18 protein-coding genes and 2 pseudogenes are annotated in these 26,123 nt (G+C 62.5%); 10 read left to right on the forward strand and 10 right to left on the reverse strand.

The window, feature by feature from the left end; all coding sequences use genetic code 11:
* Nucleotides 1–79: 79 nt before the first annotated feature.
* Together ACIPZC_RS14755 and ACIPZC_RS14760 are read right to left on the reverse strand one after the other, a co-directional pair.
* Complete coding sequence (locus ACIPZC_RS14755) at nt 80–1,552, reverse strand: inorganic phosphate transporter (RefSeq protein WP_400627691.1); 1,473 nt, start codon at nt 1,550–1,552, stop codon at nt 80–82.
* Between the two features lie 318 nt (nt 1,553–1,870).
* Nucleotides 1,871–2,071, reverse strand: coding sequence for a hypothetical protein (locus tag ACIPZC_RS14760; RefSeq protein WP_012312935.1), 201 nt, complete (start codon nt 2,069–2,071; stop codon nt 1,871–1,873).
* A gap of 516 nt (nt 2,072–2,587) precedes the next feature.
* Here ACIPZC_RS14760 and pcaR point away from each other — a divergent pair.
* From pcaR to pcaC, 7 genes and pseudogenes are all read left to right on the forward strand, one after another.
* Nucleotides 2,588–3,413: pseudogene (gene pcaR, locus ACIPZC_RS14765) on the forward strand (pca regulon transcriptional regulator PcaR); the annotation flags it as partial.
* 325 nt (nt 3,414–3,738) lie between these two features.
* Nucleotides 3,739–5,082, forward strand: a complete 1,344-nt coding sequence (locus ACIPZC_RS14770; RefSeq protein WP_241804780.1) for an MFS transporter — start codon at nt 3,739–3,741, stop codon at nt 5,080–5,082.
* 220 nt (nt 5,083–5,302) lie between these two features.
* Nucleotides 5,303–6,508, forward strand: coding sequence for a 3-oxoadipyl-CoA thiolase (gene pcaF, locus ACIPZC_RS14775; protein ID WP_400627694.1), 1,206 nt, complete (start codon nt 5,303–5,305; stop codon nt 6,506–6,508).
* Between the two features lie 188 nt (nt 6,509–6,696).
* Nucleotides 6,697–7,986, forward strand: coding sequence for an MFS family transporter (locus ACIPZC_RS14780; protein WP_241804782.1), 1,290 nt, complete (start codon nt 6,697–6,699; stop codon nt 7,984–7,986).
* A 9-nt stretch (nt 7,987–7,995) separates the two neighbouring features.
* Nucleotides 7,996–9,348: a 3-carboxy-cis,cis-muconate cycloisomerase gene (locus tag ACIPZC_RS14785; RefSeq protein WP_400627696.1), complete on the forward strand. Its 1,353-nt coding sequence runs from the start codon at nt 7,996–7,998 to the stop codon at nt 9,346–9,348.
* Between the two features lie 11 nt (nt 9,349–9,359).
* Nucleotides 9,360–10,151: a 3-oxoadipate enol-lactonase gene (gene pcaD / locus ACIPZC_RS14790; protein WP_400627698.1), complete on the forward strand. Its 792-nt coding sequence runs from the start codon at nt 9,360–9,362 to the stop codon at nt 10,149–10,151.
* A gap of 10 nt (nt 10,152–10,161) precedes the next feature.
* On the forward strand, nt 10,162–10,560 hold the full coding sequence (gene pcaC, locus ACIPZC_RS14795) for a 4-carboxymuconolactone decarboxylase (protein WP_241804785.1): 399 nt from the start codon (nt 10,162–10,164) through the stop codon (nt 10,558–10,560).
* Between the two features lie 34 nt (nt 10,561–10,594).
* Here the strand turns inward: pcaC and ACIPZC_RS14800 are convergent, their stop codons facing one another.
* The 5 genes from ACIPZC_RS14800 to ttgA form a co-directional block, all read right to left on the reverse strand.
* The gene (locus tag ACIPZC_RS14800) at nt 10,595–11,107 is read right to left on the reverse strand and encodes a DUF962 domain-containing protein (RefSeq protein WP_241804786.1); all 513 of its coding nucleotides are present in this window, start codon (nt 11,105–11,107) and stop codon (nt 10,595–10,597) included.
* 154 nt (nt 11,108–11,261) lie between these two features.
* Entirely contained in the window at nt 11,262–12,515 is a 1,254-nt protein-coding gene (locus ACIPZC_RS14805) for an OprD family porin (protein WP_400627701.1), read from the reverse strand.
* 460 nt (nt 12,516–12,975) lie between these two features.
* Nucleotides 12,976–14,430, reverse strand: coding sequence for an AdeC/AdeK/OprM family multidrug efflux complex outer membrane factor (locus ACIPZC_RS14810; protein WP_241804788.1), 1,455 nt, complete (start codon nt 14,428–14,430; stop codon nt 12,976–12,978).
* On the reverse strand, nt 14,427–17,579 hold the full coding sequence (gene ttgB / locus ACIPZC_RS14815) for a multidrug efflux RND transporter permease subunit TtgB (protein ID WP_241804789.1): 3,153 nt from the start codon (nt 17,577–17,579) through the stop codon (nt 14,427–14,429). Before ttgB ends, ACIPZC_RS14810 begins: the two co-directional genes overlap by 4 nt.
* A gap of 3 nt (nt 17,580–17,582) precedes the next feature.
* Nucleotides 17,583–18,737, reverse strand: coding sequence for a toluene efflux RND transporter periplasmic adaptor subunit TtgA (gene ttgA, locus ACIPZC_RS14820; RefSeq protein WP_012312947.1), 1,155 nt, complete (start codon nt 18,735–18,737; stop codon nt 17,583–17,585).
* Nucleotides 18,738–18,993: 256 nt separating this feature from the next.
* On the opposite strand from ttgA, the pseudogene ACIPZC_RS14825 reads away from it, so the two are divergent.
* Nucleotides 18,994–19,622 (forward strand): annotated as a pseudogene (locus ACIPZC_RS14825) (TetR family transcriptional regulator).
* A gap of 73 nt (nt 19,623–19,695) precedes the next feature.
* Here ACIPZC_RS14825 and ACIPZC_RS14830 read toward each other — a convergent pair.
* The gene (locus ACIPZC_RS14830; protein ID WP_400627704.1) at nt 19,696–21,147 is read right to left on the reverse strand and encodes an MDR family MFS transporter; all 1,452 of its coding nucleotides are present in this window, start codon (nt 21,145–21,147) and stop codon (nt 19,696–19,698) included.
* 383 nt (nt 21,148–21,530) lie between these two features.
* Here ACIPZC_RS14830 and ACIPZC_RS14835 point away from each other — a divergent pair, with 383 nt between their 5' ends.
* On the forward strand, nt 21,531–22,400 hold the full coding sequence (locus tag ACIPZC_RS14835; RefSeq protein WP_241804793.1) for an oxaloacetate decarboxylase: 870 nt from the start codon (nt 21,531–21,533) through the stop codon (nt 22,398–22,400).
* 106 nt (nt 22,401–22,506) lie between these two features.
* Here ACIPZC_RS14835 and ACIPZC_RS14840 read toward each other — a convergent pair whose 3' ends face one another.
* Nucleotides 22,507–23,382, reverse strand: coding sequence for a LysR substrate-binding domain-containing protein (locus ACIPZC_RS14840; RefSeq protein WP_400627706.1), 876 nt, complete (start codon nt 23,380–23,382; stop codon nt 22,507–22,509).
* A gap of 111 nt (nt 23,383–23,493) precedes the next feature.
* On the opposite strand from ACIPZC_RS14840, the gene ACIPZC_RS14845 reads away from it, so the two are divergent.
* Nucleotides 23,494–25,131 carry a 5-guanidino-2-oxopentanoate decarboxylase gene (locus ACIPZC_RS14845; protein WP_400627708.1) on the forward strand — a complete coding sequence of 546 codons (1,638 nt, stop codon included), beginning with the start codon at nt 23,494–23,496 and terminating at the stop codon, nt 25,129–25,131.
* Between the two features lie 12 nt (nt 25,132–25,143).
* On the opposite strand, the gene ACIPZC_RS14850 is transcribed toward ACIPZC_RS14845, so the two are convergent.
* Nucleotides 25,144–26,064, reverse strand: a complete 921-nt coding sequence (locus ACIPZC_RS14850) for an AraC family transcriptional regulator N-terminal domain-containing protein (protein WP_400627710.1) — start codon at nt 26,062–26,064, stop codon at nt 25,144–25,146.
* Between the last annotated feature and the right edge of the window lie 59 nt (nt 26,065–26,123).

Here is a 26,123-nt window from a genome sequence, read left to right on the forward strand (position 1 = left end):
AAAGCCGCTTGAGGGTTGGTGTTGGTCAGCCCGGGTAAAAGGGGCCGCAGAGCGGCCCTTTTCACTGCGCTGCCAAGGTTCAGCCGATTGCCTTGGATGCCAGCCAGAACAAGCCAGCCGCCAGGCCCATCGTTGCAGGCAGGGTCAATACCCAGGCCAGCAGGATGGTCTTCACCGTGCCGCCTTGCAGGCCACTCTTGTTGGCAACCATGGTGCCGGCCACACCGGACGACAACACATGGGTCGTCGAAACCGGCAGGGCGAACACGTTGGCCATGCCAATGGCGCATGCTGCGGTGATCTGCGCCGACATGCCCTGGGCATAGGTCATGCCCTGTTTGCCGATCTTCTCGCCTACGGTCAGTACAACGCGTTTCCAGCCGACCATGGTGCCCAGGCCCAGCGCCAGGGCGACGGCAACGATTACCCAGAACGGGGCATATTCGGTGGTGGCGGTGAGGTCTTTGCGCAACTTGTCGAGGTCGGACTTTTCACGCGCCTCCAGCCCTGGCAGCTTGCCAACCTTCTTCGCCGTATCATCCAGGCACAGCAGGTAGCGGCGCACTTCCACGCGCTTGTCGGCGTCAAGGGCACGGTAATCGGTAACGCCCTGAAGCGACGATTGCAATGCCGCGATGGTAGGTTCGGTCTGCTGCGGGTTGCAGCTGAACTGCTCCGGAAGGTCGCTGGCCTGCGCCTTGCCCAGTGCCAGGAACTCGCCAAGTGTGGCGGCGTTGCGCTGGTAGAACTGGCTAAGGTGCATCGTTGCGTCGCGGGTGCGTTCGATCTGGTAAGTGGTGCTGTTCAGGTCGAGTACGAACTTGGCCGGAACAATGCCGATCAGCACCAGCATGATCAGGCCGATGCCCTTCTGGCCGTCGTTGGAGCCGTGTACGAAGCTCACGCCCATGGCCGAAATCACCAGCACCAGGCGGTTCCAGAAGGGTGGGTGCTTCTTGTCGTCGAGCTTGCGGCGTTGCTCCGGTGTCTTGTGCATCTTCGACAGCGGGCGCCACCATTTCAGGCCGAGCAGCAACAGCGCAGCGACAGCGAAGCCGGCCATGGGCGAAATGACCAACGACATGGCGATGTCGATCGCCTTCTGCCAGTTGACGCCGTCACCCAAGGGAATGTCGCTGATCAGGGCATTGGCCAGGCCCACGCCCAGGATCGAACCGATCAAGGTGTGCGAGCTCGAGGCCGGGATGCCGAAATACCAGGTGCCCAGGTTCCAGGTGATGGCCGCAGCCAGCAACGAGAAGACCATGGCCAGGCCATGCCCGGTGTTCACATTGATCAGCAGCTCGACCGGCAGCAGGTGAACGATGGCGTAAGCCACCCCGACACCGCCCAGCAGAACGCCAAGGAAGTTGAACACCCCGGAGAAGAACACGGCCAGGTGTGGTGGCATGGCTTTGGTATAGATGACGGTGGCTACCGCGTTGGCGGTGTCATGAAAGCCATTGATGAACTCGAATGCGAGCACGAAGGTCAGGGCGAGCAGCAGGCTCACCAATACCCAGGCATCCAGTCCGCTGAATAAATCGATCATGAAGGTTGTCTGGCGGTCATTTGGGGGGCGGGATTATGCCAGAAAACCTTTGCAATCGATGCACCCGCAGCTGACCGATGGCAGCCTTTTGCGCGCCCCCCTAGCGTCATTACCCACGGCGTAAAGCGCAGAAAGCTCTGCTAAAAATCACAAAAAGCGCCGAAATCCAGGGTATTCCTACAAAATGGACTCGCCATTCAGGATTCAAACGGCTGTATGAAATTTGTGTAATTCCATTTCATGAGTGGCTGTTGGGTAACGATCTATGTCCCGAGCGCCGCCCCCTGACCGCGAATGCGATTGCCTGCGGCAAACGGCTCAGGTGTCTTCGTTGCGCAACTCTTTCTCCATCTTTTCCAGTTCCTGGTTGAAGGCCTGGTCCTGGACCGTGGCCCGCTTGCGCCAAGGTTTGCGCTCCGGTTCCGGTTGAGCGGCGTAAGTGGTGACTTCACCACCGTAAACTTCCTTGTAACGTTCAGCCTGGCGCTCCAGTTCCGCGCGCAGTTCATCTTTCGTCACAGTAGTACCTGAATGTAAAAAGTGGCCGGTAATGCGTGCACATGCACGTTGCCCATGCACTGGGCGTGCTGGTCGTCGGATAAAGGTAGGCGGTAAGTGCCTTGCCCGAATATCGAACCGGGCCAGCCGGTTGGATTATAGCAATCGATAAAATGCCAGCCAGCGTAATTTACCCAGCGCCTACAACCCTTTGTTCAAGTTGCGGGTAGTGGCTGCTTGTGCAAAGTTTGAACGGCCGGTGCATGGAAAGTTCGCTGCTGTTCGGGTGCCAGCAGGGAAATAAAAACGGCCTCGCACAAAGGCGAGGCCGCTGCCTGGGGACTTCTACGGTGGGTACCTGACCAGTCTCTCCAAAGAAGCCACAAGTGGCAGTAGAAAGGTATAAGCAAACGTGTCAGCGGTCAATTGCGATTATCGGCCGTTTGTTCGATAATCGCACGAAGCAGCGAATTTTTTGAGGTGAGCGATGAGTGACGAAATCCCGGCCAACGAATCTGCCAGTCCTGAGTCGGCACGCCAGAGCACCCCTGCCTTGGCGCCGCCAATCGTGGCCTCGCCAGCCAAGCGTATTCAGGCATTTACCGGGGATCCGGACTTCATGACCTCGCTGGCGCGGGGGCTTGCCGTGATCCAGGCATTCCAGGAGCGCAAGCGCCACCTGACCATCGCTCAGATCAGCCACCGCACCGAGATCCCGCGAGCGGCGGTGCGTCGTTGTCTGCATACCTTGATCAAGCTCGGCTACGCCACGACCGACGGGCGGACCTATTCGCTGCTGCCCAAGGTGCTGACGCTTGGCCATGCCTACCTTTCGTCAACGCCCCTGGCGGTGTCCGCCCAGCCCTACCTGGACCGCATCAGCGATCAGTTGCACGAAGCGGCCAACATGGCCACCCTCGAAGGCGACGACATCCTTTATATAGCCCGTTCGGCCACTGTCGAGCGGCTGATATCGGTCGATCTGTCGGTCGGTGGGCGGCTGCCGGCCTACTGCACGTCGATGGGGCGCATTCTATTGGCCGCCATGGATGACACCAGCTTGCGCGAGTATCTCGACCGCGCCGACCTCAAGGCCCGAACCAGCCGTACCTTGCATGATCCGGAGTCGCTGTTCGCGTGCATCCAGCAGGTGCGTGAGCAGGGCTGGTGCGTGGTCGACCAGGAACTGGAGCAGGGCCTGCGTTCGATCGCCGTACCGATTTACGATGCTTCCGGGCAGGTGCTTGCGGCGTTGAATGTCAGCACCCATGTGGGGCGTGTGAGCCGAAGCGAACTGGAGCAGCGCTTCTTGCCGATCCTGTTGGCGTCCAGTCGCGATCTTTGCCACCAGTTGTTTGGTTGAAACAACCCCCGCCCATCGCGCCGCTGTGCACCGTCATCGAACATGCCAACCGTTTCCTGTTCGATAAACGCACAGTGTCGCTCTGGACGAATTGCGCGCCCTGCACTGGCTGATTAATGTCTCCGGCAGCGGTCGGCTGTGCCGACCGAACAAGAAAAACACAAGAGGCGCACATCATGACCACTGTCACTTCGCTGCTGCGGCCGCACCCGCACGCAGTTGCGTTGTATCCAGGCTGACTCAGGCCGAACTCCATCGACTTTGAACCCTGTACCTGTCGCCCTCGTGCAGTGGCTCGACTGTGCTCAATTTCTGGATAACAACAATGAACAAGCCACAACCTGTCGGGAACTGCCTCGACGTTCAGTCTTTCATCAATGAACAACCGCTGTCGCGCTATCAGTGGCGTGTAGTGATCCTTTGCTTCCTGATTGTATTCCTCGATGGCCTGGACACGGCGGCCATGGGCTTCATCGCTCCGGCATTGTCCCAGGAGTGGGGCATCGACCGCGCCAGCCTTGGCCCGGTGATGAGCGCCGCCTTGATCGGGATGGTGTTCGGCGCCTTGGGTTCAGGGCCGCTGGCTGACCGCTTTGGCCGCAAGGTCGTGCTGGTGGGTGCGGTATTGGTATTCGGTGGTTTCAGCCTGGCCTCGGCCTACGCCAGCAACGTCGACCAGTTGCTGATGCTGCGCTTTCTGACCGGCCTCGGCCTGGGCGCCGGCATGCCCAATGCCACCACGCTGCTTTCCGAATATACCCCGGAGCGCCTCAAGTCACTGTTGGTGACCAGCATGTTCTGCGGTTTCAACCTGGGCATGGCCGGTGGTGGGTTCATCTCCGCGAAGATGATCCCGGCCTACGGCTGGCATAGCCTGCTGGTAGTGGGTGGTGTGCTGCCACTGCTGCTGGTTGTGGTGCTGATGGTCTGGCTACCTGAGTCGGCACGCTTCCTGGTGGTGCGCAACCGCGGTACCGACAAGGTGCGCAAGACCCTGGCGCCGATCGCACCGGCCGTTGTCGCGCAGGCCGGCAGCTTCAGTGTGCCGGAACAGAAGGTTGTGGCGGCGCGCAACGTGTTCGCAGTGATCTTCTCCGGCACCTATGGCCTGGGCACGATGCTGCTGTGGCTGACCTACTTCATGGGCCTGGTCATCGTCTACCTGCTCACCAGCTGGCTGCCGACGCTGATGCGTGACAGCGGCGCAAGCATGGAGCAGGCTGCGTTCATCGGCGCGCTGTTCCAGTTCGGTGGTGTACTCAGCGCCGTGGCAGTAGGCTGGGCCATGGACCGTTTCAACCCGCACAAGGTCATCGGTATCTTCTACTTGCTGGCAGGCGTGTTCGCTTATGCAGTGGGGCAGAGCCTGGGCAACATTGCCGTGCTTGCCACGCTGGTGCTGGTAGCCGGGATGTGTGTGAACGGCGCGCAATCGGCCATGCCTTCGCTGGCGGCGCGGTTCTATCCGACCCAGGCGCGTGCCACCGGTGTTTCCTGGATGCTCGGTATCGGCCGCTTTGGCGCGATTCTCGGCGCCTGGAGTGGCGCGACCCTGCTTGGCCTGGGCTGGAACTTCGAGCAGGTGCTGACGGCGCTGCTGGTGCCAGCTGCACTTGCGACGGTAGGCGTGATCGTGAAAGGCCTGGTAAGCCACGCCGACGCGACCTGAGCCTGCGCTTGCGGGCCGCGTTGCGGCCCCACAAGAGAGGGTGGGTTGGATGACAAAATGTTCGATAACCGCACTGATAGTCGATTATCGGATTGTCAGCGACCCACCACTCTCCTTAATCTGGGCTCAACGTAGCACCCTGAACCGAGGTCCAGCTGGGTGCGCTGCGTGACTTTGAACCCCGCACCGCCGAGGCCCGTGGCCCACTGGCAGGAGAAGCTTGATGCGCGACGTATTTATCTGTGACGCTATTCGCACCCCGATCGGCCGCTTCGGCGGCGCCCTCGCTGGCGTGCGTGCCGATGATCTGGCCGCTGTACCGCTCAAGGCGCTGATCGAGCGCAACCCGGGTGTGAAGTGGGATCAGGTCGACGAAGTGTTCTTTGGCTGTGCCAACCAGGCCGGTGAAGATAACCGCAACGTGGCACGCATGGCCCTGCTGCTGGCGGGCCTTCCCGAGACTATCCCGGGCGTGACCCTGAACCGCCTGTGCGCCTCGGGTATGGACGCCATCGGTACTGCATTCCGTGCCATCGCCAGCGGCGAGATGGAGCTGGCCATTGCCGGCGGTGTCGAGTCCATGTCGCGCGCGCCGTTTGTCATGGGCAAAGCCGAGAGCGCTTACTCGCGCAACATGAAGCTTGAGGACACCACCATCGGTTGGCGCTTCATCAACCCGCTGATGAAGGGCCAGTACGGTGTGGATTCCATGCCTGAAACCGCTGATAACGTCGCAGACGATTACCAGGTTTCGCGTGCCGATCAGGATGCATTCGCCCTGCGCAGCCAGCAGAAGGCCGCAGCAGCCCAGGCGGCGGGCTTCTTCGCCGAAGAAATCGTGCCTGTGCGTATCGCCCACAAGAAGGGCGAAACCATCGTCGAGCGCGACGAGCACCTGCGCCCGGAAACCACCCTCGAGGCACTGACCAAACTCAAGCCGGTCAACGGCCCGGACAAGACCGTCACCGCTGGTAATGCCTCGGGCGTCAACGACGGTGCTGCTGCACTGATCCTGGCCTCGGCTGAGGCGGTGAAGAAGCACGGCCTGACCCCGCGTGCCCGTGTTCTGGGCATGGCCAGCGGCGGTGTGGCGCCCCGGGTGATGGGCATCGGCCCGGTACCCGCAGTGCGCAAGCTGACCGAGCGCCTGGGTGTGGCCATGAGCGATTTCGATGTGATCGAGCTCAACGAAGCCTTCGCCAGCCAAGGCCTGGCGGTGCTGCGTGAGCTGGGCGTGGCCGATGATGCACCGCAAGTCAACCCTAACGGCGGTGCCATTGCCCTGGGCCACCCGCTGGGCATGAGTGGTGCGCGCCTGGTACTGACTGCGCTGCACCAACTGGAAAAGAGCGGCGGGCGCAAGGGCTTGGCGACCATGTGTGTCGGTGTTGGCCAAGGCCTGGCGCTGGCCATCGAGCGGGTTTGACCTGTTCCGGCCTCTTCGCGGGCCAAGCCCGTTCTTACAGGGGACCACGCCTCCCTTGTGAGGGCGGGCTTGGCCCGCGAAGGGGCCGGACTTATGCGACACAAGGCCAATAGCCAGCGCGGAAGCGGAACGAGTGTGTTACTAAGTATGTCTAGACCTACCTAGGACACTCCAGGAGTAAAGCCGTCATGACCTCAACCTATTACACCGGTGAAGAGCGCAGCAAGCGCATCTTCGCCATCGTCGGTGCCTCTTCAGGCAACTTGGTGGAATGGTTCGACTTCTATGTCTACGCCTTCTGTGCAATCTATTTTGCCCCGGCCTTCTTCCCCTCTGACGACCCCACCGTTCAATTGCTCAATACCGCTGGCGTGTTCGCTGCTGGCTTCTTGATGCGGCCTATCGGTGGCTGGATCTTCGGTCGCCTGGCGGACCGCCATGGCCGCAAGAATTCCCTGATGATCTCGGTGCTGATGATGTGTTTCGGCTCCTTGATGATTGCCTGTTTGCCTACCTACTCGAGCATTGGCACCTGGGCTCCGGCATTGCTGTTGCTCGCCCGTTTGATTCAGGGCCTGTCGGTAGGCGGCGAGTACGGCACCACCGCGACCTACATGAGTGAGGTGGCGCTGCGTGGCCAGCGCGGTTTCTTCGCATCGTTCCAGTACGTCACGCTGATCGGTGGCCAACTCCTTGCCGTGCTGGTGGTGGTGATCCTCCAACAAATGCTGACCGAAGAAGAATTGCGTGCCTGGGGCTGGCGCATCCCGTTCGTGGTCGGTTCCATCGCCGCGCTGATCTCGCTGATGCTGCGCCGCTCGCTGCACGAGACCAGCAATGCCGAAACCCGCAAGGACAAGGATGCAGGTTCCATCAAAGGCCTGTTCCGCAACCACACGGCGGCCTTCATCACCGTGCTCGGCTATACCGCCGGTGGCTCGCTGATCTTCTATACCTTCACTACGTACATGCAGAAGTACCTGGTCAACACCGCGGGCATGAGCGCCAAGAACGCCAGTTTCGTGATGACCGGTGCCTTGTTCCTGTACATGGTGATGCAGCCGTTCTTCGGCATGCTCTCCGACCGCATCGGCCGACGTAACTCGATGCTGCTGTTCGGTGCCTTGGGCACGCTGTTCACCGTGCCGTTGCTGATGGCGCTGAAAACCGTCAGCAGCCCGTTCATGGCCTTCGTGCTGGTGACCCTGGCACTGTGCATCGTCAGTTTCTACACCTCGATCAGTGGCCTGGTGAAGGCCGAGATGTTCCCACCGCAGGTGCGTGCGCTGGGTGTGGGCCTGGCTTACGCGGTAGCCAACGCGATGTTCGGCGGCTCGGCCGAGTACGTGGCCCTGGGCTTGAAAAGCCTGGGGATGGAGAACACCTTTTACTGGTACGTGACGGCGATGATGGCCATCGCGTTCCTGTTCAGCCTGCGTCTGCCGAAACAGGCGGCGTATCTGCACCATGATGATTAAGGACGTTGCATGAGCAACCTACTGTTCGACGCCTATTTCACCGCCCCGGCCATGCGCGAGATCTTCTCTGACCGCGGCCGCCTGCAAGGCATGCTCGATTTCGAAGCTGCCCTGGCCCGTGCCGAGGCCGCTGCCGGCCTGGTGCCGCTCAGCGCGGTTGCGGCCATCGAGACAGCCTGCCAGGCCGAGCGCTATGACGTTCGTGCGCTTGCCGATGCCATCGCCACGGCAGGCAACTCGGCAATCCCGCTGGTCAAGGCGCTGGGCAAGGTGGTCGCCAGTGGTGTTCCCGAGGCCGAGCGCTATGTGCACTTGGGCGCCACCAGCCAGGATGCGATGGATAGCGGGCTGGTGCTGCAGTTGCGTGATGCACTGGGGCTGATCGAGGCCGACCTCGCCACGCTGGCCGAAACCTTGTCGCGCCAGGCCCTGCAGCACGCCGACACACCACTGGTGGGGCGTACCTGGCTGCAGCACGCCACCCCGGTGACCCTGGGCATGAAACTGGCCGGCATCCTGGGCGCCGTTACCCGCCACCGTCAACGGCTGCAGGAGCTGCGTCCGCGCTTGCTGGTATTGCAGTTCGGTGGCGCCTCCGGCAGCCTGGCGGCCTTGGGCAGTAAAGCTATGCCGGTCGCCGAGGGCCTGGCTGCACAGTTGAAACTGACCTTGCCCGAGCAACCCTGGCACACCCAGCGCGACCGCCTGGTGGAGTTCGCCTCGGTGCTGGGCCTTGTTGCCGGTAGCCTCGGCAAGCTGGGCCGCGATGTCAGCCTGCTGATGCAGACCGAGGCGGGTGAGGTGTTCGAGCCTTCCGCGCCTGGCAAGGGTGGGTCGTCGACCATGCCGCACAAGCGCAACCCGGTGGGCGCGGCAGTCCTGATCGGTGCTGCCACCCGGGTTCCAGGGCTGCTATCGACGCTTTACGCAGCCATGCCCCAGGAGCACGAGCGCAGCCTCGGCCTGTGGCATGCCGAGTGGGAAACACTGCCGGAGATCTGCTGCCTGGTTTCAGGCGCCTTGCGCCAGGCCCAGGTGATCGTCGAAGGCATGGAGGTGGACGCCGAGCGCATGCGCCGTAACCTCGACCTGACCCAGGGGCTGGTGCTGGCCGAGGCGGTGAGCATCGTTCTGGCCCAGCGCCTTGGCCGCGACCGCGCCCATCACTTGCTCGAGCAATGCTGCCAGCGCGCAGTCGCCGAACAGCGCCATTTGCGCGCTGTGCTGGGCGACGAGCCGCAGGTGACTGCCGAACTGACCGAACAGGAACTCGACCGTCTGCTCGACCCTGCCCATTACCTTGGTCAGGCCCGCGTCTGGGTGGCGCGCGCCGTGGCTGAACATCAACGTTTCACTGCCTGAAGGAGACCGCTGTGGCGCATTTGCAACTGGCCGATGGCGTACTGAACTATCGACTCGATGGCCCGGATGATGCCCCGGTGCTGGTGCTGTCCAACTCCCTGGGGACCGACCTGGGCATGTGGGACAGCCAGATTCCGCTGTGGAGCGAGCATTTCCGTGTACTGCGTCACGACACCCGCGGTCACGGCGCTTCGCTGGTCACCGAGGGTCCCTACAGCATCGAGCAACTGGGGGGTGATGTGCTGGCGCTGCTCGATGCGCTGGATATCGCCCATGCCCACTTCGTTGGCCTGTCCATGGGGGGCCTGATCGGCCAGTGGCTGGGGATCAATGCAGGCGAGCGCCTGCACAGCCTGACTTTGTGCAATACCGCTGCCAAGATCGCCAATGACGAGGTGTGGAATACCCGCATCGACATGGTGCTCAAAGGCGGGCAGCAAGCCATGGCCGACCTGCGCGACGCCTCGATCGCTCGCTGGTTCACCCCCGATTTTGCCCAGGCTCAACCTGAGCAGGCGCAGCGCATCTGCCAGATGCTCGCGCAGACCTCTCCACAGGGCTATGCCGCCAACTGCGCGGCGGTACGCGATGCCGACTACCGTGAGCAACTCGGCCGTATCCAGGTGCCTACGCTGGTTGTCGCCGGTACCGAGGACGTGGTGACCACGCCGGAACATGGCCGCTTCATGCAGGCCGCGATCATCGGTGCCACCTATGCCGAATTCCCGGCAGCGCACCTGTCCAACGTCGAGATCGGCGAGGCGTTCAGCCTTCGCGTACTTGACTTCCTGCTGGCTCGCTGAGGACTCTGCCATGGATGAGAAACAACGCTACGACGCCGGCATGCAAGTACGCCGCGCGGTACTGGGCGATGCCCATGTGGATCGCAGCCTGGAAAAACTCAACGACTTCAATGGCGAGTTCCAGGAAATGATCACCCGCCATGCCTGGGGTGATATCTGGACCCGCCCGGGCCTGCCACGGCATACGCGCAGCCTGATCACCATCGCGATGCTGATCGGCATGAACCGCAACGACGAACTCAAGTTGCACCTGCGCGCGGCGGCCAACAACGGTGTGACCCGTGATGAGATCAAGGAAGTGCTGATGCAGAGCGCTATCTACTGTGGTATCCCGGCGGCCAATGCCACCTTCCACCTGGCAGAGTCGGTGTGGGATGAACTGGGTGTAGAGTCTCGTCAACAGCCGTGAAGCTCACGCCTGTAGGGGCGGCCTTGGGTCGCGCCTACACAGAGCGCAGCGCCACCGGCCCGGCATTGGCCTCTACAGCCTGCTTGAGCGCCGGGCACATGCCCAGCATGAATGCCGCTTCTGCCACCACGAACAGCGGCCCTATGATCAGCCCACTGATATCGTCGACGAAGGCAGGCTTGCGGCCCTCGTAGTAATGCCCGACGAACTGGATGATCCAGCCCAGCACGAACGCTCCTGCCCCGGCACTGAGCCACAGCGCGGTGCTTTGCAGCGCCAATGCCTGGCCAACCCATAGGCACAGCCCCAGCAGCAAGCCCATCACCAAGCCGAAACGCAGGTCCAGGCGCAGGTAGAACCACACCGACGCCGCAGCGGCCAGCAGGGCAGGGGACAGCCACACTCCGGCCACGTCCCAGCCTGGGCGCGACAGCAGGATGGTCACTGCCAGCACGATCAGCGGAATGCCGACGAAGTGGGTAGCGATATTGCGTGGGTCGCGGTGGTAGCTTGCGTACTGGCTCAGGTGTTCGACGAGGTTTTTCATTGTCGTTCCTCCCTCGGTGGCCTGCCTGCATGGGGGTAGCCTGTGCCGCCGTGGTGGGGGCACAGGCCACTCATGATGCTCAGGATAGCCTGTGGCGCACCACCATCATCAGCTTAGCGAATGGTGGCACTGCGAATGGCTGATGGCCGGGGGATCACAACAGGCTCAACGGGTAACTGACGATCAACCGGTTCTCATCGAACGCGTTGGTGCTGAAGTCCCTGCGCATGGTGGAGTTGCGCCATTTCACCGAAAGATCCTTGAAGGACCCCGACTGCACCACGTAGGCCAGTTCGGTTTCCCGCGCCCATTCCTTGCCGTCGTCGATGCTGCCAGAGGTGACATTGTCACCTTTGATGTAGCGGTTCATCAGGGTCAGCCCGGGGATACCGACGCTGACGAAGTTGAAGTCATGGCGCACCTGCCAGGACCGTTCCTTGGCATTGTCGAAGCTGGAGTTGTAGCTGTCGTTGGCCAGGGTGCCACCGCTGGTGCCGTTGACCCGCAACCAGGCATCGTCGCCACTGACTTTCTGCAGGCCGACGTAGAAGGTGTTGCCCTTGTAGCGTGCAGAGAGCATCGCCGAGGCAGTACGGTTGTCGAGCTGGCCTGCACGTTCGGCGCCGTCTTCCTTGCCGATGAAGTAGCCGAGGTTGGCGCCCAGGGTCCATTCGCCCAGCGGCTGGCTATGTACCAGGTTGATGTACTGCTGACGGTAGATGTCCTTGAGCTGGGCATCCCACAGGCCGATCATCGTGCGCTTGTCGTTGAAGGTGTATTCGCCACCGCCAAAGTTGAAACGATCGGAGGTGAACGCCGCTCGGCCGTTGAGCGACATGTCTTCCATGCTTGCGTCGTTGCGTGGGCTGTTGGCGCGGAACTGACCTGCGTACAGGGTCAGGCCCTCGATCTCTTTCGAGGTGAGCTGGCCGCCACGGAAGGTCTGCGGCAGCGACCGGCCGTCATCCGAGCGCAGGATCGGCAGCACGGGCATCCATTCGCCTACTTTCAGCTCGGTCTGCGACAGCTTGGCTTTCAGCGCAACGCCCAGGCGGCCGAAGTCGTCGGCAGGCCGGCCGTCATCGTGGACCGGTAGCAGGTTGGTGTTGGTGGTGCCTTTGCCGCCGTCGAGCTTGACCGAGTACATGCCCAGCACATCCACGCCGAAGCCTACGACGCCCTGAGTGAAGCCGGAGCGGGCATCGAGGATGAAACTCTGTGTCCATTCCTCGCCCTTGGCTTGGGAGTGCGCCGGGTCGACGAAGTTGCGGTTGATGTAAAAGTTGCGCAGGTTGAGGGTGGCCTTGGCGTCCTCCATGAAACCGCCTTCGGCGGCCAATGCGGGGAGGGCGCAGGAGATGGCCAACAGGCCGGGCAGCAGCTGGCGTGCGGGGTGCGAAATGCTCATCTGTCGTGGATCTCTTGTTTTTATTGGCGAACCGGTGCGCTGCAGCGTGCGGCCTGCAGGGCGGGTCTTTTCTGTCGAATTGGCAACGTGTTGCTGGGGAGGATGGTGCGGGGGAGGGCAGCGGTGAGGCAATTCGTCGCAAGCGGAAGCGGGCGATAATCGAACGGAATGTTCCAGGTGGTTAATTATTTGTCAGGCAGCGTGGTGATGTAAAAACATCCCTGGCAGTCATGGCAGCCAGTAAGCGTTTTCAGGGCTGCTACGCACCCCATCGCCGGCAAGCCGGCTCCCACAGGGATCTGGGCTGCTCCCAAAAGATGGAGGGATGTCCGCTATCTGAGGTGGACCTCAGAACTCTGTGGGAGCCGGCTTGCCGGCGATGGGCCGCAAAGCGGCCCCAATACGCTGGACTGACTGGCACCACCGCCAGGGATGGGCTTGGTGCTTTTAACCCGAGCACTCAGCTCTTCGGTGTTGCCGCCGATGCCTGCTGATTGGCCTGGCCAGTCTTCTCATACCAGCCACCGCCGAGCGCTTTGTACAGGTTGACCTCGCTGGTCAGCTGCGACAGGCGATCGGTGATCAGTGACTGCTGTGCACTGAACAGGTTGCGCTGGGCATCGAGGAAGGTCAGGTTGCTGTCGATGCCGATGCGGTAACGGCGTTCGGCCAGGCGGTAGTAATCCTGGTTCGCTTGCACCAGGTCACGTTGCGCCTGCAACTGCTCTTCGAAGGTCTTGCGCGCCGCCAGGCCATCGGAGACTTCCTGGAAGGCGGTCTGGATGGTCTTTTCATACTTGGCGACGTTGATGTCCTTCTGGATCTTCGAATAGTCCAGGCTGGCCTTCAGGCTGCCGGCGTTGAAGATCGGCAGGTTGATCTGCGGCTGGAACAGCCAGGTCCCCGAACCACCCTTGAACAGCCCGTCCATGTCCGGGCTCAGGGTGCCCGCGTTGGCGGTCAGGCTGATGCTCGGGAAGAACGCTGCTCGCGCTGCGCCAATGTTGGCATTGGCGGCCTTGAGCAGGTGTTCGGCTTCCTGAATGTCCGGGCGGCGCTGAAGAAGGTCCGACGGCAGGCCAGCCGGCACTTCCGCCAGCTGGTCGGCATCGAGCTCCAGCGGCTTGGGCAGGTTGGCCGGGATGCCGGTACCCACCAGCACAGCCAGGCTGTTGAGGTCCTGGGCTACCAGGCGCTGGTATTGCGAGTACTTGACCCGTGCCCCTTCCACAGCGGTGCGCGCCTGGCTGAGGTCGAGCGCCGACGCCACACCGACTTCGTTGCTGCGGCGGGTCAGGTTGTAGCTTTCTTCGTAGGTCTTGAGCGTTTCTTCGGTCAGCTTGAACAGCGCCTGGTCGGCCTGCCAGGTGTAGTAGGCGTTGGCCACGCTGGCCACCAGGGCGATCTGCGTGGAGCGACGCGCCTGCTCACTGGACAGGTAGGTTTCCAGAGCCTGCTCGGTCAGGCTGCGTACGCGGCCGAACAGGTCCAGCTCATAGGCGCTGACACCCAGGGTGGCCGAGTACTGGCTGGTGATGTTGGCTTCGCCGGTGGTCGACAGGTCAGCCGGGACGCGCTGGCGGCTGCCGCTGCCAGTGGCCGAAACCGCCGGGAACAGGTCAGCGCGCTGGATGCGGTACTGCGCACGGTAGGCATCGAGGTTCAGCGCCGCCACGCGCAGGTCGCGGTTGTTGACCAGCGAAGTCTGGATCAACTGCTGCAGTGCCGGGTCGTGGAAGAACTGGCGCCAGCCCTGTTCGGCGGCGGCCACATCGGCCGACTCGGTCGGCGAGTACGCAGGGCCTTGCGGCCACTGCGCAGCCACCGGTGCTTCCGGGGTCTGGTAGTCAGGGATCAGCGAGCAGCCGCCGAGAATGAAAGCGGTTACCGCAAGGGACAACAAAGACTTGGTCATTGCCCAGCCTCATAACGTGGAGTTTCAGGGGTGGCGTCCTTTTCCGGCTTTTTGCTGCCGAACAGCGACGACACTGCGACGAAGAACAGCGGTACCCAGAAGATGGCCAGTACGGTCGCACTGATCATGCCGCCAATTACCCCAGTACCGATGGCATGCTGGCTGCCCGCGCCCGCGCCGCTGGAAATGGTCAACGGTACCACGCCCAGGATGAATGCCAGCGAGGTCATGATGATCGGGCGAAGACGCATGCGGCATGCCTCGATCGCTGCGTCAAACAGGCTCTTGCCTTGCTCGTGCAGTTCCTTGGCGAATTCCACGATCAGGATCGCGTTCTTCGCCGCCAGGCCGATGGTAGTCAGCAGGCCGACCAGGAAGTACACGTCATTGGACAGGCCGCGCAGGCTGGTGGCGATCAGCGCACCGATGATGCCCAGTGGAACGACAAGCACGACGGCGATCGGGATCGACCAGCTTTCATACAGTGCAGCCAGGCACAGGAACACGAACAGGATCGAGAGGGCGAACAGTGCCGGCATCTGCGAGCCGGAGAGTTTTTCCTCGTAGGACATGCCGGTCCAGGAGTAGCCGATACCGTCCGGCAGTTCGCCAGCGATACGCTCCACCTCGGCCATGGCTTCACCGGTACTGTAGCCTGGGGCCGGGGCACCGAGGATTTCCATCGCCTCGACACCGTTGTAGCGCGAGAGCTTGGGCGAACCGTAGGTCCACTCGCCGGTGGCGAAGGACGAGAACGGCACCATCTCGCCTTCGCCGTTGCGCACGTACCACTTCTGCAGGTCTTCCGGGCTCATCCGGGCGTTCGCTTCGCCCTGGATGTACACCTTCTTGACCCGGCCGCGGTCGATGAAGTCGTTGACGTAGCTGGCACCCAAGGCAATCGACAGGGTGTTGTTGATGTCGGAGATGGTCACGCCCAAGGCGCTGGCACGTTCGTCATCGATGGTCAGCTGGTACTGCGGCTCATCGTTCAGGCCGTTCGGGCGCACGCCGCTGAGCACCTTGCTCTGGCCGGCCTTGGCCAGGAACTGGTTGCGCGCTTCCATCAGTTTTGCATGGCCGACGCCCCCACGGTCCTGAAGGAAGACGTCGAAGCCGGTGGCGTTACCCAGTTCCATTACCGCAGGCGGCGCGAAGGCGAACACCATCGCATCACGGAAGCTGAAGAAGTGCTGCTGGGCACGCTCGGCCAGGCCGAACACGCTGTTCTCCTTGGTGCGCTCGTCCCATGGCTTGAGCATGATGAACGCCATGCCCGAGCTTTGCCCGCGACCGGCAAAGTTGAAGCCGTTGACGGTGAACACCGACGACACGGTATCGGCTTCGTCCTTGAGCAGGTAATCACGCATGTTGTCGATCACCACCTGGGTGCGCTCGGCACTGGAACCGGCCGGGGTCTGTACCTGGGCGAACAGTACGCCCTGGTCTTCCTCTGGCAGGAACGCGGTAGGGATGCGGGTGAACAGCCAGATCATGCCGACGACAATCAAGACATAGCCCAGCAGGAACGGCACCTTGTTGCGCAGGATGGTGCCCACGCTGCGCTCGTAGCCGGTCACACCGCGGTCGAAGTTACGGTTGAACCAGCCGAAGAAGCCACCTTTGGCTACATGGTGCTCGCCCTTTTTGAGTGGCTTGAGCATGGTGGCGCACAGGGCCGGGGTGAAGATCAGCGCCACCAGCACCGACAGGCCCATGGCCGAGACGATGGTGATGGAGAATTGCCGGTAGATCACCCCCGTGGAGCCGCCGAAGAAGGCCATCGGCAGCAGTACTGCCGACAGTACCAGGGCGATGCCCACCAGCGCGCCCTGGATCTGCTCCATCGACCGCTTGGTTGCCTCTTTGGGCGGCAAGCCTTCCTCGGACATGACCCGTTCGACGTTCTCCACCACGACGATGGCGTCGTCCACCAACAAGCCAATGGCCAGAACCATGGCGAACATGGTCAGGGTGTTGATGCTGAAGCCCGCTGCGGCAAGGATGCCGAAGGTGCCCAGCAATACCACCGGTACGGTCATGGTGGTAATGATGGTGGCGCGGAAGTTCTGCAGGAACAGGTACATCACCAGGAATACCAGGACCACGGCTTCGATCAGGGTGTGGATAACCCCGCTGATCGATTCGGTGACCACCGGTGTGGTGTCATACGGGAATACCGCTTTCACCCCTGGCGGGAAGAACGGCTCCAGCTCGCTGATGGTCTTGCGCAAGGCCGTGGCGGTATCCAGGGCGTTGGCACCGGTTGCCAGCTTGACCGCAAGGCCCGAGGCCGGCTTGCCGTTGAACTGGGCGCTGATGGCGTAGTTTTCGCCACCCAGGCCGACCTGGGCAACATCACTCAGGCGAACCTGCGAACCGTCGCTGTTGACCTTGAGCAGGATCTTCTCGAACTGCTCGGCGGTCTGCAGGCGGGTCTTGCCGATGATGGTGGCGTTCAGCTGGGTGCCCGGCATCGCAGGCAGGCCGCCGAGCTGGCCGGAGGAAACCTGCACGTTCTGCGCGGCGACCGCGTTCTTGACGTCGACCGGGGTCAGCTGGAACTTGTTCAGCTTGGCCGGATCGAGCCAGATACGCATTGCGTACTGTGCACCGAATACCTGGAAGTCACCCACACCTGCCGTACGCGAAATCGAATCCTGCATGTTGGAAACGATGTAGTTGGCAAGGTCATCCTTGGTCATGCTGCCGTCTTCGGACACCAGGCCGATCACCATCAGGAAGTTCTTCACTGCCTTGGTGACGCGGATACCTTGCTGCTGCACTTCCTGCGGCAGCAGTGGGGTGGCCAGGTTCAGCTTGTTCTGTACCTGAACCTGCGCGGTATCAGGGTTGGTGCCCTGCTCGAAGGTGGCGGTGATGGTCATGCTGCCGTCGGAGTTGCTCTCCGAGGACACATAACGCAGGTTGTCGATGCCGTTGAGCTGCTGCTCGATCACCTGCACCACGGTGTCCTGCACGGTTTGCGCCGAGGCGCCCGGGTAGGTCACGGAGATGGCGATAGCCGGCGGCGCGATGCTCGGGTACTGGTTGATCGGCAGCTTCAGGATCGACAAAGCGCCGACGAGCATGATCACCAAGGCGATCACCCAGGCGAAGATCGGGCGATCGATAAAGAACTTCGACATGGTTTACTCCGCTTTGGCGTCTGCTTTGGCCGCGCTGGCCTGATCAGGGCTGCCCGGTTTCTTGACGTTGGTGGCATCGCTGACCTTGACCTCGACACCTGGGCGCACGTACTGCAGGCCTTCGGTGATCAGGCGGTCGCCCGGGTTCAGGCCTTCTTCGATCAGCCAATCGCTGCCCAGGGTGCGGCTGGCCTTGAGCTGGCGCAGTTCGACCTTGTTCTCCTGGTTGACTACCAGCGCAGTGGGTGCACCCTTGAGGTCACGTGTCACGCCTTGCTGCGGGGCCAGGATGGCATTGCTGTTGACCCCGGCCTTGAGCCGCGCGTGCACGAACATGCCGGGCAGCAGGGTGTGGTCAGGGTTGGGGAAGATGGCGCGCAGCGTCACCGAACCTGTGGTCTCGTCGACCGCCACTTCGGAGAACTCCAGGCGACCTTCCTGCTTGAACAGGCTGCCGTCTTCGAGCACCAGCTGGACGGAGGCGGCGTTGTCGCCGGACTTCTGCAGCTGGCCACTTTCCAGGTCACGACGCAGTTTGAGCAACTCGGCGGTGGACTGCGTGACATCGACGTAGATCGGGTCGAGTTGCTGGATGGTAGCCATGGCATTGGTCTGGCCATTGCTCACCAGCGCACCTTCGGTGAACGACGAGCGACCGATGCGGCCACTGATCGGCGCCAGTACCTTGGTGTAGCGCAGATCGATCTGGGCGCTCTTGAGCGCGGCCTCGGCCTGCAATCGTTTGGCATTGGCGTCGTCGTATTCCTGCTTGGACACCGCCTGTTCGTCGATCAGCTGCTTGTAGCGCTCGGCCAGCGAACGGGTAGCCTGCAGGTTGGCCTGGGCGTTGGCCAGGGTCGCCTCGTAGACGGCAGGGTCGATCTGGTACAGCTGCTGACCGGCCTTGACGTCGCTGCCTTCCTTGAACAGGCGCTTGAGAATGATGCCATTGACCTGTGGGCGCACTTCGGCAACGCGATAGGCGCTGGTGCGCCCCGGCAGCTCGGAGGTCAAGGTGAAGGCCTGGGGCTGAATTGTCACGACGCCGACCAGAGGAGCCTGTGCTGCGGGCGCGGCTTCTTCTTTCTTACAGCCACTTAGCAGAGTTGCCAGGGCGACGGCGGAAACCAGAGCGGTAACGGCTGGCTTGAATTGCATGAGGATCCTCGGGTCGCTAGAGCAGGGAGACGCTCAAGAGTAATGGAAGAGTCTTGTCAGAAAAAATGCTATCAGGTTGGATAAATAGCTTACTAACGAATATACTTACATTCATGGTTGTTTGTAAATACCGTAGGGTGGTACTTGGCTACTATCCGGCCCCTTGATTAGCCCATCCGGAGGCGCCCTTCAGAGGTGACCCCGGCGGATTCCCCACCGGCAGCGTGCCTGTGGGCCCAGATGAGGTTGTACTGCCATGGTCCGTCGAACCAAAGAAGAAGCCCAGGAAACCCGAACTCAGATCATCGAGGCGGCGGAAAAGGCTTTCTACAAGCGTGGGGTTGCACGAACCACCCTTGCTGACATCGCCGAGCTGGCGGGCGTGACCCGCGGTGCCATCTACTGGCATTTCAACAACAAGGCGGAGTTGGTGCAGGCGCTGCTCGACAGCCTGCACGAAACCCATGACCATTTGGCGCGGGCCAGTGAAAGCGAGGACGAGCTGGACCCTCTTGGCTGCATGCGCAAGCTGCTGTTGCAAGTGTTCAACGAGCTGGTGCTCGACGCCCGGACCCGGCGTATCAATGAGATCTTGCATCACAAGTGCGAGTTCACCGATGACATGTGTGAAATTCGCCAGCAGCGCCAAGGCGCGGTGCTGGATTGCCACGAAGGCATTACCTTTTGGCCAATGCCGTACGCCGTGAACAGTTGCCGGCCGGGCTGGATGTGGAGCGAGCGGCCGTGGCCCTGTTTGCCTATGTCGATGGCCTGATCGGGCGCTGGTTGCTCCTGCCAGACAGCTTCGATCTGTTGCGCGATGCCGATAAATGGGTGGACACCGGGCTGGATATGCTGCGCTGGAGCCCGGCGTTGCGCAAATGACACTTTGTTAAGGATTGTGAGGGAGTGTTTTCCCTGAGTATTAAGGGATGATTAATACCTTCAAGGTGTGCCCCTAGCGTCCACGCAACTGCCGGTCTGGCAATGCCACCGCCGCGACCAGCCCGAGCATCGCCACTGCGGCGCTGCCCAGCAGCAGGTACCTGAAGGTTTCCAGTAATCGTGCCTGGGTTGCTGGGTCCGCTTCGCCTGCCTGCAGGCTCCCCAGCAACGGATTACCCAGCAACTCGAACCCACCCTGATGCAGCAGTGCCAGCAATACGCTGGACATGCATGCCACGCCCATCGCGCCGCCCAGTGAGCGGAACAGGTTGGTCGTGCTGGTGGCCACGCCGATGTCCTTGCTCTCCACAGCGCTCTGTGTGCCTACCAGCGATGTCGGGAACTGCAGCCCGCAGGCGATCCCGGTGCACAGCATGAAGAGCGCGCTGAGTACGCCCGACTGTGGTGGGGTGATGGCCATGGCGAAGATTGCCACCGGCATCAGCAACGCACCGGCGAGGATCTGCGGCTTGTAGCGGCCAGTGAAGCTGGTCATGCGCCCGCCGGTGAATGCACCGATAGGCAAGCCGATGGCCAAAGGCAGCAGGTGTAGCGCCGCGCTGTCGGCCCCGGCCCCGGTGATGCCCTGGTAACGCAGGGGCATCAGCATGGTCAGAGAGATCGATTGGAAGCTGGCGAAGAAAATCACCGCCCAGCACAGCACGGCAACCCGGTTGCCGAACAGCCCCAGTGGCAGCAATGGCTCCTGGCAGCGACGTTCATGCCCGATGAACAAGGCCGCGCCAAGCCCGGCGCAGGCGAACAGGGCCACCACGGCGGGCGCAGTCCAGGCATGGCCCTGGCCGACCAGGGTAATGCCCAGCAGCAGGCTGCCCAGGCCAAGGATCAACAAAACCGCCCCCACATAGTCCACCTGGGCCCGCCGCCGTTGCACGGGTATGCCCCGTAGGGCGCGGTGGAGGGCCCACAGGGCGACCAAGCCCAAGGGCAGATTGATCCAGAACACCCAGCGCCACGACAGGTATTCGGTCAGCCAGCCACCTAGCACCGGCCCTGCCACACTCGCTGCGGCATACATGCTGCTGAAATAGCCCTGGTAGCGCCCACGCTCGCGCGGCGGCACGAAGTCGCCGATGATCGCCTGGCTCACCGAGACCATTCCGCCCGCACCGATGCCTTGCAGTACGCGCGCCAGCACCAGTTGCTGCATGTCTTGGGCCAGGGCGCAGGCGATGGAGGCCAGGGTGAACAGACTGATGCCGGTAAGGATCATGCGGCGGCGCCCATACAGGTCCCCCAGCTTGCCGTAGATCGGCACCGCCACGGTCATCGCCACCATGTAGCCCGAAATCACCCAGGCCAGCAGCCCGACGTCATTGAACTGCGCAGAAATGGCGGGCAGTGAGACGGCGACGATGGTCTGGTCCAGGGCGCCAAGGAAAATGGCCAGCATCAACGCGTTGAGCACGTTACGCAGGCCGGCAGGAGGCAGGGCGGCGGTCACGGGGGTACCTTTGTTTGAACGACGGCGGTGGCTTTGCCGGCCCGCGGAACGGGTCGGCATGAAGGGCGCAATTGTAACCCGACTTAGGTAGCTACCTATCCACTATCTGCATCGCCTATGCAAGATCGGCATTGGCGCATTCATCCAGTGCTGCATGGCCGCGTGATATCGTGCATAGGCCGCAGAGCCTTGAATCCTGGGGTTGCACCAGCGTGGTGCAACATTATGTCGCAGGTTTCCAGTGCCGCTGTTTCCCACACCTTTTATTCCTCTGCCTGCATGTCGAGCATGACCGCCCAGATGGCGACGGTTGGAACAGGTCAGGTAGACCCGATTCAGGGGTCGGTAGCAACCGTTCAATTTTACGTATAAGCGGAGTGATCATGCCCAAGGCTTCCCATCAAGATCTGCGTTTTGCCTTCCGCGAGCTGCTCGCTTCAGGTTCCTGCTATCACACGGCGTCCGTGTTCGACCCGATGTCGGCGCGTATTGCCGCTGACCTGGGCTTCGAAGTCGGCATTCTCGGCGGCTCGGTCGCCTCGCTGCAGGTGCTGGCCGCACCAGACTTCGCCCTTATCACGCTGAGTGAATTCGTCGAGCAGGCTACCCGCATCGGCCGGGTGGCCCAGCTGCCGGTGCTCGCCGATGCCGACCACGGTTATGGCAATGCGCTGAACGTCATGCGCACCGTCGTCGAACTGGAGCGCGCCGGTGTGGCTGCGCTGACGATCGAAGACACGCTGCTGCCGGCCCAGTTCGGGCGCAAGTCCACCGACCTGATCCCGGTCGAGGAGGGCGTTGGCAAGATCCGTGCGGCGCTGGAGGCACGGGTAGACGCGTCGCTGTCGATCATCGCCCGGACCAACGCCGGTGTGCTCAGCACCGAAGAAATCATCGTGCGCACGCAGAGCTACCAGAAGGCCGGTGCCGACGCCATCTGCATGGTGGGTGTCAAAGACTTCGAGCAACTGGAGCAGATTGCCGAGCACCTGAGCGTGCCGCTGATGCTGGTGACCTATGCCAACCCGAACCTGCACGACGATGAGCGCCTGGCGCGCCTTGGCGTGCGGATCGTGGTCGATGGCCATGCCGCCTATTTTGCCGCGATCAAGGCCACTTATGACTGCCTGCGCCTGCAGCGCGGTCGGCAGAACAAGTCGGAAAACCTCACCGCCACCGAGCTGTCGCACACCTACACCCAGCCTGAGGACTACATCCGCTGGGCCAAGGAATACATGAGCGTCGACGAGTGACCGGCATGGCGCCGTTCCGCCTGGCGGGCGGCGCTCAACGGGCAAGCACCCTAGGGCATTCGTTGGCCGGTGCTTGCCGATACTGCCGCGCTTGGGGCCCAGCCGTTCAGCGGTTGGCGCGCGCTTGCAGCCAAGCCATCAACTCGACCAGCCCAGGCGGCACATTCCTGGCCTGACAGGCCAGGTAATAGCCTTTGCCGGTCATCACCTTGAGCCCGAACGGCATGCACAGCCTGCCGCTTTTCAGGTCGTCACCTATCAGCGCCCAATCACCTATGGCCACCCCGGTGCCCTGGGAGGCCATTGCCATGGCCATGTCCAAGGTTTCGAAATGCTGCCGGGGCCCTTGAGTGTCGAAGGCGACCCCAGCGGCCTGTAGCCATAGGCGCCAGTCATGCTCATCACGCGAGGGGTGCAGCAGCATGTGGCGCTGAAGATCCCCAACCTCTTTCAGTGGCACCGGCCCTGCCAGTAACGAGGGGGCGCATACCGGCGTGAGCTGTTCATCGAACAGCTTGCACACGTGCAGCCCATGTTTCGGCGCATCGCCGTAGACGACCGCTGCATCGAACCCTTCACGACGAAAATCCACGCCATGCTGCACTGTGGTGGTCAGCTCCACAGGCACATCCGGGCGCAGCGCCTGCCATTCCATCAGGCGCGGCAGCAACCAGCGCATCACGCAGGTCGGCGCCTTGAGCTGGAGGGTCGCGCTGCGCCCGCCCACTTCCCGTACGCCCTGATCGATCAAGGCAAATACCTGCTGCACGCGCGGCAGCCAGTCTTGCCCTTCACGGGTCAGGCTCAGGCCACGGGCCTGGCGCTGGAACAAGGCGTACCCCAGGTGCTCTTCGAGCCCAGCGATCTGCCGGCTGACGGCGCCCTGGGTGATATGCAACTGCTGTGCGGCACGGGTGAAGTTGCAGTGCTGGGCGGTGATCAGGAAGGTGTGCAGGGAGGAAAGCGGTGGTAGGCGTTTCATCGCTCAAGCCATGATTTAAAGACATGGCTAGTATGTTTTTTTTTGCCTTGTCGCGATAGCCCCGGTTGGGTCCAATGAGCGCAGATTCCAACGGATACAAGGTGAAGCGTGATGGCTACCTGCGGCGAAGTACTGGTCAAACTCCTCGAAGGCTATGGCGTTGACCATGTTTTCGGCATTCCCGGCGTGCATACCGTGGAACTCTACCGAGGCCTGGCGGGCTCGTCGATCCGGCATGTCACACCGCGCCACGAGCAAGGCGCGGGCTTCATGGCTGACGGCTATGCGCGTACGCGTGGCACGCCGGGGGTATGTTTCATCATCACCGGCCCCGGGATGACCAACATCACCACCGCGATGGGCCAGGCTTACGCTGATTCGATCCCGATGCTGGTGATTTCCAGCGTGCAGTCGCGCAGCCAGCTGGGCGGGGGGCGTGGCAAGCTGCACGAGCTGCCCAACCAGAGCGCCCTGGTGGCTGGGGTGGCCGCGTTCTCGCACACCTTGATGAGCGCTGATGACTTGCCGCAGGTACTGGCGCGCGCGTTCGCCGTGTTCGATGGCGCCCGGCCGCGCCCGGTTCATATCGAGATTCCGTTGGATGTGCTGGTCGAGCCTGCCGACCACTTGCTACCGGGGCGCCCTGTGCGCAGTAGCCGTGCGGGCGCCGCGCCGCAGGCGGTGGCACGGATGGCCGAACGTCTGGGCAAGGCGCGCAAGCCATTGATCCTGGCCGGCGGCGGTGCGTTGGCTGCCGGCCCTGGGTTGGCGCGCATGGCCGAGTATCTGCAGGCACCGGTGGCACTCACCATCAATGCCAAGGGCCTGCTGCCCTCTGACCATCCGTTGCAGATCGGTTCGACCCAGTCGCTGGTCGCTACCCGTGCGCTGGTGGCAGAGGCTGATGTCGTGCTGGCGATTGGCACCGAGCTGGCTGAAACCGACTACGACGTGACATTCAAGGGCGGCTTTGAAATCCCTGGCGCACTGCTGCGCGTCGACATCGATCCGGACCAGACCGTACGCAACTACCTGCCGGAGCTGGCGCTGGTCGCCGATGCCGAGCTGGCAGCGCAGGCACTGCTCGATGCCCTGCACGACCTGCCACAGCCTGCTCGCGATGGCGCGTGGGGGGCGGCACGCGTAGCGCGCCTGCGCGCGTCACTGAGCGCGACATGGGACCCGCCAACCCTGAGCCAGACCCGTTTGCTGACCAGCATTCTGGAGCGTTTGCCCAACGCTATCCTGGTGGGCGATTCGACGCAGCCTGTGTACAGCGGCAACCTGACCCTGGATATGGACCAGCCACGCCGTTGGTTCAATGCCTCGACCGGCTACGGCACCTTGGGCTATGCGCTGCCAGCGGCGATGGGGGCGTGGCTGGGCAGTGCCGAGCGACCCGCCGCGCGTGCCCCGGCAGTGTGCCTGATCGGGGACGGTGGGCTGCAGTTCACTTTGCCGGAGCTGGCCAGTGCGGTGGAGGCCCAGGTGCCGCTTATCGTGCTGTTGTGGAACAACCAGGGCTATGAGGAAATCAAGAAGTACATGGTCAACCGTGCCATCGAACCGGTCGGGGTGGATATCCATACCCCCGATTTCATCGGCGTGGCACGTGCCTTGGGGGCTGAAGCGGAACAGGTCGGCGATGTGCAGCAGCTGCAGGCGGCCCTGGGGAGGGCCGTGGAGCGTAATGGGCCGACGTTGATCCAGGTCGATCAGAACCAGTGGCAGGCAGCGGTCAAAGGCTGAGCCCGCAAACCATCACCCGGCACTGGCCCGCAGCCGTGCCACATCCCGGATCGGCGGGGCGCCATACAGCCGACTGTATTCGCGGCTGAACTGCGAGGGGCTTTCATAGCCCACCCGATAACCTGCCACCGCCGCCTCGAGGCCGTCGTTGAGCATCAGGCGGCGGGCCTCCTGCAGGCGCAATTGCTTCTGGTATTGCAACGGGCTCATGGAGGTCACGGCCTTGAACCTGTGGTGCAAGGTTGACGTGCTGAGGTTGACCTCACGCGCCAGGTGTTCGATGCGCAGCGGCTGCTGGAAGTTCTGGTTGAGCCAGGTAATGGCTTGGCACACCCGGTGCGTCTGGCTGTTGGCCAGGGCTATTTCATACAGGCGGTAGCCCTGAGGGCCGCGCAGCAGTCGGTAAAGGATCTCCCGGCGGATCAGCGGCGCGAGCATGGCGATGTCACGCGGCGAGTCCAGCAGGCGAATCAGGCGCAGCAGTGCGTCGAGCAGTTGCGGATCGGTCCTTTCCACGTACAGGCCGCGGCCTGAGGGCAGGTTGGGCACCAGCATCGGCCCGCTTTCGGCGATCAACTGGCTGATCTCGGCCGGGTCGAGGTCCAGGCGCAGGCCCAGGCTGGGGTTTTCCGGGCTGGCATCGAGCTTCGCGCCGCTGAGCGGCAGGGTCACCGACACCACCATGTAATGCAGCGGGTCGTAGGCATACTGCTCGTCGCCCAGAAACAGCGTCTTGCTGCCCTGGGCAAGGACACACAGAGCCGGCTGGGCCAAGGTCGGCACCGAGCGCACATTCTCGGTGTAGCGCACCAGGTACAGGTCGTCGATGGCCGACGCGGGGCCGTGTGCCTCGCCGGCATGTCGTCCGATCAGCTCGGCCAGTTCCTGGCGCTGTACTTCCAGAGTCGGATCAATGGACGGGACGGGGGTCATGATGGCTTTCCTCTGCTGACCGACGCAGCATAGGTTTGGGCAAGGGTGGGCGCTAGTCC

The organism is Pseudomonas sp. NPDC089743 (genome assembly GCF_044748785.1).
GTDB lineage: Bacteria > Pseudomonadota > Gammaproteobacteria > Pseudomonadales > Pseudomonadaceae > Aquipseudomonas > Aquipseudomonas putida_X.